The 9,550-nt window shown below is 73.9% G+C and carries 7 protein-coding genes; 6 read left to right on the plus strand and 1 reads right to left on the minus strand.

Going from position 1 to position 9,550, the window contains the following annotated elements:
- The first annotated feature begins 12 nt into the window (after positions 1-12).
- Genes ACIQFZ_RS01725 through purU form a run of 5 tightly spaced genes read left to right on the plus strand, consistent with a single transcriptional unit; the run spans position 13 to position 6,225 of the window.
- Positions 13-375 carry a sarcosine oxidase subunit delta gene (locus ACIQFZ_RS01725; protein ID WP_402690382.1) on the plus strand — a complete coding sequence of 121 codons (363 nt, stop codon included), beginning with the start codon at positions 13-15 and terminating at the stop codon, positions 373-375.
- Entirely contained in the window at positions 372-3,299 is a 2,928-nt protein-coding gene (locus ACIQFZ_RS01730) for a sarcosine oxidase subunit alpha family protein (RefSeq protein ID WP_402690383.1), read from the plus strand. The genes ACIQFZ_RS01725 and ACIQFZ_RS01730 overlap by 4 nt, the downstream gene beginning before the upstream one ends.
- Entirely contained in the window at positions 3,292-3,909 is a 618-nt protein-coding gene (locus ACIQFZ_RS01735; RefSeq protein WP_402690384.1) for a sarcosine oxidase subunit gamma, read from the plus strand. The genes ACIQFZ_RS01730 and ACIQFZ_RS01735 overlap by 8 nt, the downstream gene beginning before the upstream one ends.
- Positions 3,909-5,285, plus strand: a complete 1,377-nt coding sequence (locus ACIQFZ_RS01740) for an L-serine ammonia-lyase (RefSeq protein ID WP_402690385.1) — start codon at positions 3,909-3,911, stop codon at positions 5,283-5,285. Before ACIQFZ_RS01735 ends, ACIQFZ_RS01740 begins: the two co-directional genes overlap by 1 nt.
- A 25-nt stretch (positions 5,286-5,310) precedes the next feature.
- A complete protein-coding gene (gene purU / locus ACIQFZ_RS01745) occupies positions 5,311-6,225 on the plus strand; it encodes a formyltetrahydrofolate deformylase (protein ID WP_402690386.1) in 915 nt (304 codons plus the stop codon).
- 4 nt (positions 6,226-6,229) lie between these two features.
- Here purU and ACIQFZ_RS01750 read toward each other — a convergent pair whose 3' ends face one another.
- Positions 6,230-6,631, minus strand: a complete 402-nt coding sequence (locus tag ACIQFZ_RS01750; RefSeq protein ID WP_365417909.1) for a cupin domain-containing protein — start codon at positions 6,629-6,631, stop codon at positions 6,230-6,232.
- A 252-nt stretch (positions 6,632-6,883) separates the two neighbouring features.
- Here ACIQFZ_RS01750 and ACIQFZ_RS01755 point away from each other — a divergent pair, with 252 nt between their 5' ends.
- Positions 6,884-9,064, plus strand: a complete 2,181-nt coding sequence (locus ACIQFZ_RS01755) for a DEAD/DEAH box helicase (protein ID WP_402690387.1) — start codon at positions 6,884-6,886, stop codon at positions 9,062-9,064.
- Positions 9,065-9,550: the final 486 nt, after the last annotated feature.

A 9,550-nucleotide genomic window follows, 5' to 3' on the forward strand; every position in this document is an offset into this window, starting at 1 on the left:
GAGGAGGACACCGTGCTGCTGCTGAACTGCCCCTGGTGCGGTCCACGGGACGAGACCGAGTACCACTACGGCGGCCAGGCCCACATCCCCTTCCCCGAGACCCCGGGGGACCTCACCGACGAGCAGTGGGCCGAGTACGTCTTCTACCGGGACAACCCCAAGGGCCCCTTCGCCGAGCGGTGGGTGCACTCCACGGGCTGCCGCCGTTGGTTCAACGTCGTACGCGACACCGTCAGTTACGAAGTGCTCGCCGTCTACCGGCTCGACGAGCCCCGCCCCGATCTCTCCGATCTCCCTGGGCTTCGGGGGCTTCCCGGGCTTTCCGGGCGGAGCGACCTTCGCCAGTCCGCCGATCCGGCCGGAGGGAACCGATGACCGACCAGGAATTCCGTCTGCCGCACGGCGGCCGCGTCGACCGCGGCACCGTACTGCGGTTCACCGTCGACGGACGGCAGTGGACCGGCCACCCCGGCGACACCGTCGCCTCCGCCCTGCTGGCCAGTGGTGTCGTCGAGGTCGGAGCGTCTCTCTACCGGGGCCGCCCGCGCGGCATCGTCTCCGCCGGAGTCGAGGAGCCCAACGCCCTGCTCCAGCTCGACGGCCCGTGCTCGGAGAGCATGCTGCCCGCGACGGCCGTCGAGCTGTACGACGGGCTGTCCGCCACCACCCTGTCCGGGATGGGCCGGCTCGACCCCAACCCCGACCCCGCCGTCTACGACAAGAAGTACGCGCACACCGACGTCCTGGTCGTCGGAGCGGGCCCGGCCGGACTCGCGGCGGCCGTCGCCGCCGCCGGTTCCGGCGCCCGCGTGATCCTCCTCGACGACCAGCCCGAGCCCGGCGGTTCGCTGCTGTCCGGGCGCACCGGGACGGTCGGTGAGCAGGCCGCCCTCGACTGGGTCGCCGACATGCGCGCGGCCCTCGACGCCGCGCCCGAGGCCGTCGTACTGGCCCGCACCACCGCCTTCGGCTCCTATGACGACAACTACGTCCTCGCCCTGCAACGGCGCACCGACCACCTCGGCGCCGGCGCCCCCGGCGCCTCCGCGGGCGTCTCGCGCCAGCGGCTGTGGCACATCCGGGCCCGCCAGGTGGTCCTGGCGACCGGCGCCCACGAACGGCCGCTGGTGTTCGCCGGCAACGACCGCCCCGGCGTGATGCTCGCCTCCGCCGTGCGCACCTACGTCAACCGCTACGCGGTGGCCCCCGGCTCGCGCACGGTCGTGAGCACCACCAACGACAGCGCCTACGACACGGTGGCCGACCTGCACGCGGCCGGCGTCCCGATCGCCGCCGTCGCCGACGCGCGGCCCCAACTGTCGCCGCGGGCGGCCGAGGTCGCCGTGGCGACCGGCGTCAAGGTGCTGACCGGCAGCGCGGTGACCGGCACCGCGGGCGAGGACCGGATCACCGGCGTCACCGTCCAGGCACTCGACGACGCCGGCGAACTCACCGGCGAGCCCGTCTCGTTCGACTGCGACCTGCTCGCCGTCTCGGGCGGCTGGAGCCCGGTGGTGCACCTGCACAGCCAGCGCCAGGGGAAGCTGCGCTGGGACGGGGACCTGGCCGCCTTCGTCCCCGACGGCACGGTGCGCGACCAGCACATCGCGGGTGCTGCCCGCGGAACGTACGACCTCGACGGCGCGCTCGCCGAAGGGGCCCGCGCCGGTGCGCAGGCCGCCACCGACGCCGGGTTCCCGGTGCCCGTCCCCGCCCCGCCGGCCTGCGACGCCCGCGACCGCGCCCCGGTGCGCGCACTGTGGCTGGTGCCCGCACCCGGCAACGGCCCCGACGGCCCCGACGGCTCAGTCGGCGATCCCGGCACCTGGGACACCCACTTCGTCGACCACCAGCGCGATGTCACCGTCGCCGACGTCTGGAGGTCCACCGGCGCCGGCATGCGCAGCGTCGAACACGTCAAGCGCTACACCTCGCTCGGCACCGCCAACGACCAGGGCAAGACCTCCGGCGTCAACGCGATCGGCGTGATCGCCGCCGCCCTCGGCGACGGCGCCTCCCCGGGCGAGATCGGCACCACCGCCTACCGGGCGCCGTACACCCCGGTGGCCTTCGCCGCCCTCGCCGGACGCGAGCGCGGCGACCTGTTCGACCCGGAGCGCACGACGGCGATCCACGGCTGGCACGTCGCGCACGGCGCGGAGTTCGAGGACGTGGGGCAGTGGAAGCGGCCGTGGTACTACCCCCGGGAGGGGGAGGACATGGACGCGGCGGTGGCGCGCGAGTGCCGCGCGGCCCGCGAGGGCGTCGCCTTCATGGACGCCTCCACCCTCGGCAAGATCGAGATCCGGGGTGCGGACGCCGGGGAGTTCCTCAACCGCGTCTACACCAACGCCTTCAAGAAGCTCAAGCCCGGCTCCGCCCGCTACGGCGTGATGTGCAAGCCCGACGGCATGATCTTCGACGACGGTGTGACCCTGCGCCTCGACGAGGGCCGCTACTTCATGACCACCACGACCGGCGGCGCCGCCGCCGTACTGGACTGGCTGGAGGAGTGGCTCCAGACCGAATGGCCCGAACTCGACGCGCACTGCACCTCGGTGACCGAGCAGTGGAGCACGATCGCCGTCGTCGGCCCCCGCTCCCGCGAGGTCGTCGCCCGGCTCGCCCCCGATCTGGACCTGTCCAACGAGGCGTTCCCGTTCATGACGTTCCGCGAGACCACCCTGGCCTCCGGCGTCCCCGCCCGCATCTGCCGGATCTCCTTCTCCGGCGAACTCGCCTACGAGATCAACGTCTCCGCGTGGTACGGCTTCGCCGTCTGGGAGCAGGTGCACGCGGCCGGACAGCCGTACGGCATCACCCCGTACGGCACCGAGACCATGCACGTGCTGCGCGCCGAGAAGGGCTACGTCATCGTCGGCCAGGACACCGACGGGACGGTCACCCCGCACGACGCGGGCATGTCCTGGGCGGTCTCCAAGCAGAAGGACTTCATCGGCAAGCGCTCCTACAGCCGCCCCGACACCGCCCGCACCGATCGCAAGCACCTGGTCGGCCTGCTGCCCGCCGACGGCAGCACCCGGCTGCCGGAGGGCTCCCAGATCGTCGCGCCGGACGTCGCCGTCACCCCGCAGGACGGGCCGGTGCCGATGCTCGGCCACGTCACCTCCAGCTACCACAGCCAGGCCCTCGGCAGGCCGTTCGCCCTCGCGCTCGTCGCCGACGGACGCAACCGCATCGGCGAGACCCTGCTCGCCCCGGTCGGCGACGACCTGGTGCCCGTCCTGGTCGCCGACCCCGTGCTCTACGACCCCGAAGGGACCAAGCGAGATGGCTGAGCCGACCGACGCGGGACCCGCGGTGCTGCGCCGCAGTCCCCTGACGCACCTTCGGGACCGGATGCGCGCCGCCACGGTGACGGGTGAGCGCGGTGTGTCGCTGGAGGAGTGGTCCTTCGTCACCATGGTGAGCCTGCGCGTCGACCCCGCCTCCGAGGCGGCCGGCCGCATCGGCTCCGCTCTCGGCGCGCCGCTGCCCGGCCACTGCGGCGCGATCGCGCGGTCCGGCCCGCACGCCACGCTGTGGCTCGGCCCCGACGAATGGCTCGTGCTGTCGCAGAGCGAAGGGCCGGCGCTGCTCGCCGAACTGCTCGACGCGCTTGCCGGCGCCCCGGGCTCGGTCGTCGACGTGTCGGCGAACCGGACCACGCTGGAGCTGAGCGGCCCCTCGGCCCGCGCGGTGCTGGAGAAGGGTTGCGCCCTGGACCTGCACCCGCGCTCCTTCGGGCCGGGCCGGGCGCTGCCCACACAGGTCGGACCGGTTCCGGTGGTGCTCTGGCAGACCGGCGAGAGGGCCTACCGGCTCCTCCCGCGGTCCTCGTTCGCCGACTACCTGGCCCGCTGGCTCATCGATGCGATGAGCGAGTTCCAGGGCGCCGAGGTGCCGTGATGGCCCTCAGCGTCTTCGACCTGTACTCGGTCGGCATCGGCCCCTCCTCCTCGCACACGGTGGGGCCGATGCGGGCGGCCCGGCGCTTCGTCCGGCTGCTGGAGCGGGACGGACTGCTGGACGAAGCCGCCCGCGTCCGGGCGGAGCTGTACGGCTCGCTCGGCGCCACCGGCCGCGGCCACGGTTCCGACCAGGCCGTGGTCCTCGGCCTGGAGGGCGAGGACCCGGCCACCGTCGACACCGACCGGTCCGACGACCGGGTCGCGGCGGTGCGCGCCGGCGGCACACTGCTGCTCGGCGGCAAGCACCGGATCCGCTTCGACGGCGACCGGGACCTGGTGCTGTACCGGCGCAGGTCCCTGCCCGCCCACCCCAACGGCATGGTGTTCCGGGCCCTGGCGGCGGACGGCCGGGAACTGGCCGCGCGCACCTACTACTCCGTGGGCGGCGGCTTCGTCGTCGATGAGGGGGCCACCGGCGCCGACCGGGTCGTCGCCGACACCACGCCGGTGCGCTTCCCGTTCTCCTCCGGTGCCGAACTGCTCGACGTCTGCGCCCGGGAGAACCTGTCGATCAGCGAGGTGATGCTCGCCAACGAGCGGGCCTGGCGGTCCGAGGCGGAGGTGCGAGCCGGACTGCTCGACCTGTGGGCGGTGATGCGGGCGTGCGTGGACCGCGGCTGCCGTCGCGAGGGCGTCCTGCCCGGCGGCCTGCGCGTGCCGCGCCGCGCGCCGGGGCTCTTCCGTGAGCTGAGCGCCGCCGCCGGGGACGGCACGGACCCGCTGCGGGGCATGGACTGGGTGAACCTGTTCGCGCTCGCCGTCAACGAGGAGAACGCCTCGGGCGGCCGCATCGTGACCGCGCCCACCAACGGGGCGGCCGGGATCGTGCCCGCCGTACTGCACTACTACGCGCTTTTCGTGCCCGGCGCCGACGAGGACGGCGTCGTCCGCTTCCTGCTGACCGCCGCCGCCATCGGCATCCTGTTCAAGGAGAACGCCTCCATCTCCGGCGCCGAGGTCGGCTGCCAGGGCGAGGTCGGATCGGCCTGCGCCATGGCGGCGGGGGCGCTGTGCGAAGTGCTCGGCGGCAGCCCCGCCCAGGTGGAGAACGCGGCCGAGGTCGGGATCGAGCACAATCTGGGCCTCACCTGCGACCCGGTGGGCGGTCTCGTGCAGATCCCCTGCATCGAGCGCAACGCCGTCGCGAGCGTCAAGGCGATCAACGCGGCCCGGCTCGCCCTCGCCGGCGACGGCATCCACAGGGTCAGCCTGGACAAGGCGATCAAGACCATGCGGGACACCGGCCGCGACATGAAGGCCAAGTACAAGGAGACCGCCCGCGGCGGCCTCGCCGTCAATGTCATCGAGTGCTGACACGCGGAACGGAGTTGCTGTCGCCATGGCTGACACCCCGGCCAACCCGGCCACCCGGGCCGCACCGGCTTCCCCGGCCCCTCCGGTCGAGCACGTGCTCACCGTCGACTGCCCGGAGGCTCCCGGCATCGTGCACGCGGTCACCCGCTACCTGGTGGACCACGGCTGCGACATCGTCGACAACCAGCAGTTCGGCGACCGCCGCGGCGGCCACTTCTTCATGCGGGTGCGGTTCACCTCCGCCGCTGCCGGCGGCGGGGACGACACCGGCGTCCTGCGCCGGGACTTCGCCGCCGTGGCGGCCCCCTTCGCCATGCGCTGGCGGCTGGAACCGGCCGACTCCAGGCGCCGCGTCCTGATCATGGTGTCCCGCTACGGCCACTGCCTGAACGACCTGCTCTTCCGGGCCAGTTCCGGTGACCTGCCGATCGACGTGGTAGCGGTGGTCTCCAACCACAGCGACCACGAGGCACTCGCCCAGTGGTACGGCATCCCTTACTTCCATCTCCCCGTGACCGCCGCCACCAAAGGGGCCGCCGAGGAGCGGCTGCTCGGCATCGTGGACGAACTCGGCGCGGAACTGGTCGTCCTTGCCCGCTACATGCAGTTCCTGTCTGACGGCCTCTGCGCGCAGCTCGCCGGCCGGCTGATCAACATCCACCATTCCTTCCTGCCGAGCTTCAAGGGCGCCAAGCCCTACCACCAGGCGTACGAGCACGGCGTCAAGGTGGTGGGCGCGACCGCCCACTACGTCACGGCCGAGCTCGACGAGGGGCCGATCATCGCCCAGGAGGTCATCGGCGTCGACCACACCCACACCCCCGAGGACCTCGTCGCCGTCGGCCGGGACGTGGAGTCGGCCGCACTGGTCAAGGCGGTGCGTTGGCACTGCGAAGGGCGGGTGGTGGTCCACGGACGGCGCACCGTGGTGCTCCAGTGACCGCTCAACCGTCCTGCGGATCGGACGAGTTGGTTGGCTGATCCTCGGTCAGCCGCCGGTGCTCGTGGACCCGGCTCGGAAGACCCTCGGGGTTGGGGCCGTACACGGCGAGCAGGCGCGCGTACTCCGGCGCCCAGTACCGGCCCGTGGCACCGGTGGGGACCTGGACGGCCTCACCGGCGCGCGCCTCGACGGTGACTCCGTCGCACTCGACGAACAAGTGGCCCTCCAGGACGTAGTTGAACTCGTCGTGCGGATGCTCGTCCGTCCACGACTCGCCCCGCAGTTCCCATTCCATGAGCGCGGGAGAGGTTCGCGGGCCGTCGCCGGCCGGGACGAAGACACGACCCATGAGGCCCGAGGGGCGCGGCTCCAGCGGCGCGGAGGGGTACTTCCGTGGTGGCATCCGAGTCTCCTGCCTTCCTCTGCTTCTGCGCCCCGCGGTCGTGCGGAAGCCGCGGGGCGCGGCGGGACGACCATGGTGGGCCCGCGCGGGCCGGCCGTCACGGCCGCTGTGACGCACCCCACTTCGCCGCTCGTCGACCGCCGTCCTGCCCGCGGGCCGCCGGGCCGCCCGTCCGGTGCCGGTGCCGCGTGCCACGATGGACGCGCACCGCACGGCGGGGAGGCCCGTGCGGTACGGAGAGACGGGGGTGACGTGGAGGGGGAGGTTTCGCCGCGGGCCGGACGCGGGGTCCGCGAAGTGTGCGAGCAGGGCGCGCGGCTGCACGACGCGGCGCGGAGCCTGCGCACGGACCATGCCGGCGCCGTGGCCGCCGTCCGCGCGGCCTTCGAGCCCTTGCGGGCCGAACTCGTCGCCCTGGAGCTGGAGTCCATCCCCGTGGCACGGCTCAGGGACGTCACCGAGGGACGGCTGCGCCTTGGCGCCGTGGAGGCGGCGGGCCTGCGCACGGTACGCGCGGTGCACGAGGCGAGCCGCTACGAACTGCGGCAGGTGCCCGGCGTGGGCGAGCAGACCGCCGACCGGGCGCTGGCCGCCGCCCGGCAGATCGCGCGGGCCGTGGCCGACACCGTCACCGTCCGCATCGACGTCGACCACCCCGAGCCTCGCACCACCGCCCTGGTGGTCGCCCTGCACCGGCTCGTCGAGACCGGCCCCGAACTGCGCCGCGCCCTGGACACCGCCGAGCGGCTGGACACCCGGCTGGCCGAGCTGCTGCCCGTGGCCCGGCCGGCCGGCGGACGGCTGCGGCTGGCGCTGGCCCGCCGCGAGCGCCGCGAGCGCGCCCTGGCCGCGGCCGCCGAACTCGGCGCACTGCTCACCGACGCGGCCGCCACCGGCGTACGCCTGCTGATCGCCCAGGCCTCCACCGACCTGCTGCGCCCGGCCGCCTCCGACATCGAGGCCTGGGTCGACTTCGAACTGCGCCCCGCGGAGTACTACAGCCTGCTCGCCGAGGTCTCCGAGCAGCGCCCGGACGCCGCCGCGAGCGAGGGCTTCGTTCCGTCGGAGGTGGCCGAACGGGTCCACGCCCAGCGGCTCGACGACACCCACCGCCGGGTCTCCCTGCGCGGCTACCAGGAGTTCGGCGCCCGTTTCGCACTCGCCCAGCGGCGGGTGGTCCTCGGCGACGAGATGGGCCTGGGCAAGACCGTGCAGGCCGTCGCGGCCCTGGCCCACCTCGCGGCCGAGGGGCACAGCCACTTCCTGGTGGTCTGCCCGGCCAGCGTCCTGATCAACTGGACCCGTGAGATCCGCGCCCGCAGCACCCTGCGCGTCCTCGCCGTGCACGGCCCGGACCGGCAGGACGCCCAGGCCGAGTGGCACGAGCGCGGCGGGGTCGCCGTCACCACCTTCGACGTCCTGCACACCCTGCCCGCGCCCGACGGCACACCGCCGGGCATGCTCGTCGTCGACGAGGCCCACTACGTCAAGAACCCGGACACCCGCAGATCCCGCTCGGTCGCCGTGTGGACCGGACGCTGCGAGCGCGTGCTGTTCCTGACCGGTACGCCGATGGAGAACCGGGTCGAGGAGTTCCGCGCCCTGCTGCGCCACCTCCGGCCCGAGCTCGTGCCCGCGGTCAGCGGCACCGACGCGGCCGCCGGACCGCACGCGTTCCGCCGCTCGGTGGCCCCCGCCTACCTGCGCCGCAACCAGGAGGACGTGCTCAGCGAACTGCCCGCGTTGGTGCACACCGACGAGTGGGTGGAACTCGGCCCCGCCGACCGGGCGGCCTACCGCGAGGCGGTCGCCGAGGGGAACTTCATGGCGATGCGCCGGGCCGCCTACGCGGATCCGGAGACGTCCGCGAAGCTGCGGCGACTGCGGGAACTCGTCGCGGAGGCCGCCGCGAACGGGCTGAAGGCAGTGGTCTTCTCCTACTTCCGGGACGTGCTCGACGCCGTCCGCGAGGCCGTGGGCGACAGCGCGTTCGGGCCGATCTCCGGAAGCGTCCCGGCGGTCCGCCGGCAGCGGATGGTCGACGACTTCACCGCGGCGTCCGGTCACGCCGTACTGCTCTCCCAGATCGAGGCGGGCGGCATCGGCCTCAACCTCCAGGCCGCCTCCGTGGTGATCCTGTGCGAACCCCAGGTCAAACCGACCCTGGAGCACCAGGCCGTGGCCCGGGTCCATCGCATGGGCCAGATCCGCGCCGTCCGGGTCCACCGGCTGCTGGCCGCCGACAGCACCGACGACCGGCTGCTGCGCATCCTGGCGCGCAAGGAACGGCTGTTCGACGCCTTCGCCCGGCGCAGCGACATGGCCGACGCCACCCCGGACGCCGTCGACGTCTCCGACGCCGGCCTCGCCCGCCGCATCGTCGAGGAGGAGCAGCGGCGCCTGTCCGAGAACGCGAAGGCCGGAACGGGCTGACCGGCACGACGGCATCGATGTCCGATGCGACGCGCCCTACGCCTTGCCCCCGCCGGCCCCGTGGAGCGGCCGGCCGCGATCCGCTCCCGAACGCCCCGGTCGTACGAGCCGAACGGGTCTCTCGCCACCGATGCCACCGACGGGAGACACGGGCCACCGACGCCCGGCCCCGCCGCACAGGGGGAGCCACCGAGCCACCGGAGAGACCCGCGCCGGGCGGGCGCGGGCAGGACCGGGCCGAGCCGGGTGGGCGCGGGCAAGGCTGGGCCGGGCTGGCACAGCACCGCGCCGGGCCGAGCCGGGCCGCGCCGGACATGGCACCGCACGTCGCCGGACCCGTCCCGGACACGGCATCGGGCCGGGCCCGACTCGGACATGGCACGGCGCCGGACCGGGCCGGACATGGCACCGCACCTCGCCGGACCCGTGCTGGACATGGCACGGCGCCGAACCATGCCGGGCCGAGCCGGACATGGCATCGAGCAG

The sequence above is a fragment of the Streptomyces sp. NPDC093064 genome, assembly GCF_044754605.1.
Taxonomy (GTDB): Bacteria; Actinomycetota; Actinomycetes; order Streptomycetales; family Streptomycetaceae; genus Streptomyces.